This window comes from Paraperlucidibaca sp., from assembly GCF_982810325.1.
The window spans coordinates 1-2,096 of record NZ_CEYEMI010000057.1 but is presented as its reverse complement, the minus strand read 5'-3'; the positions used below and the strand labels follow the sequence as shown (position 1 = coordinate 2,096).

Annotated in this window: 2 protein-coding genes; both read left to right on the top strand. The window is 50.8% G+C overall.

Annotated elements, in window-relative coordinates; translation table 11 throughout:
• The coding region (locus AC3DKE_RS10960) for a GMC family oxidoreductase (RefSeq protein ID WP_487990705.1) at positions 1 to 365 on the top strand (365 nt) is incomplete at its 5' end.
• Positions 366 to 389: 24 nt separating this feature from the next.
• Complete coding sequence (locus tag AC3DKE_RS10955; RefSeq protein WP_340675259.1) at positions 390 to 1,850, top strand: coniferyl aldehyde dehydrogenase; 1,461 nt, start codon at positions 390 to 392, stop codon at positions 1,848 to 1,850.
• Positions 1,851 to 2,096 lie beyond the last annotated feature (246 nt).

Sequence of the window (2,096 nt, the reverse complement as noted above, 5' to 3'; positions counted from 1 at the left end):
GGCGACTATGGTACTGGCCATTTCGAAAAGCCTTAGTCACCGACGGCGAGCGCATACCAACGTTCATTCCTGCCGCCAATGATTTTGCTGAAAAAGGCGCGGAACTATTGGGCGGATTGGCAGGTAGTAGCTTTCCAGAAATCTTCTTCAACACACCGACTACCGCGCACTGCATGGGCGGCTGCTCTATGGGTAAGTCGGCTGAGCACGGCGTGATCGATGGCCAAAACCGAGTTTTCGGCTACCAAAATATGATGGTCTGCGACGGTTCAATGTTAGGTGCCAATCTAGGTGTCAATCCATCGTTAACGATCACCGCGCTCACAGAGCATGCGATGTCGTTGATCCCTGCCAAACCCCAATAATAATGAATAGATTTTGAGCTAAAAATGATCACTAAAGATGAATTAACAGCGCAGTTATCCAACACGCTGGCACGTCAGAAAAAAGCCTTTCGCCAACGCCCAACCCCTATTTCTTATCAAGAGCGAATCGATGCACTTGATCGATTTCAAGCCGCGCTCTATGAGCAACGGCATGACTTAGCGGCAACGATAAATCAGGACTACGGCGGGCGCTCAACAGCAGAAACATTGCTGATGGAAATCTTCGTCATCATCGATGAAATTCGCCACACCAAAAGGCATTTGCGGAAATGGATGGCGCCCAATCACGTCATGCCAAACTGGCAATTTCTGCCCGGCAGAGCACGCTACGTTTATCAGCCATTAGGCGTTATTGGGGTCATGGGAGCCTGGAACTACCAGCTCTTGCTCGCACTATCGCCAATGATTGGCGCCATCTCTGCCGGCAACCATGTCATGGTCAGGCCATCAGAGTTAGCGCCATTGACCGCCGAACTCATGCGGAAAATCATCGCCGATTGCTTTCCCGAAGAATACGTAACCGTCATTACCGGCGGGCTCGAAGTGTCGCAAGCGTTTTCCACACTGCCATTCGACCACCTTATTTTCACCGGCTCGACCAATGTCGGCAAAATTGTTATGCGCAATGCAGCCGAGCACCTTACGCCGGTAACGCTTGAGTTAGGCGGCAAATCGCCCGCGCTTATCGGTGAAAATTACGACCTTAAATCGGCTGCGCAAGCGGTACTTCACGGAAAGCTGTCTAATGCCGGCCAAACCTGCGTAGCGCCTGACTATGTACTAGTCCACGAAAAATCGCGTGACGAATTCGTACAGCACTGTGTTGATGCGGCGGCTACGTACTATCCGAGCCTGGTGAACAATCCTGACTACACGCATATTATTTCAGCTCGCCATTATCAGCGTCTGGAAAAAATCACTGCCGAGATCACTAGCAAATCGGGCAAGGTTGTCACTGTTAACCCAGCTAACGAAGCCTGCACCATCGAAAATGGCGTATTTCCACCCACTATCGTTTATGACTGTGCTGATGATTGTGTGGCGCTGAACGAAGAGATCTTTGGCCCCATCTTGCCTATCGTCACCTACCGCACGCTAGACGAGGCCATCGAATACATTAATGACCGACCACGACCATTGGCGCTGTATTACTTCAACCGTAATAGAGCACTGAACAAAAAAGTCATCGATGGCACATTATCCGGCGGCGTAACCATCAACGGCTGCCTCTATCACCTCGTGCAAAACAACTTACCGTTTGGAGGCGTTGGCGACTCGGGAATGGGCGCGTATCACGGCCATGACGGCTTCCAAACATTCTCGAAGAAAAAAGCTATTTTCTATCAAAGCCGCTTCAGTTTGAGCAAGCTCCTTAGACCGCCTTATGGCCCATTGTTCAGCTTCTTTGTTGGCACGCTAATGCGAAACTGGCCAACAAAAGAAAATATCGACAGCAAGAAGTAGTAGTTGCTTTAGGGGTGGTGGACTAATGGTTTATCGGCCACCACCCCTTACCAGCTTGTCAGGGCCTTTGGGGCTCCGTGCAGTTTTCGATGATCTCGCCAGACGTACCAGGTGAGACTGCCGCGCTCTCCTGTGATGCGCTTAAGCACGCCATCACGCTACTCAAGCGACAACCATCAGCCGCCATGAAAGCTCGCCTGCCTCACACAAATTATTGACGGCTTAGTGCTTGCAAGCAGATACTGT

Coding starts and splice junctions, on each gene's coding strand:
- AC3DKE_RS10955 (WP_340675259.1), top strand. CDS start 390: ATGATCACTAAAGATGAATTAACAGCGCAGTTATCCAACACGCTGGCA.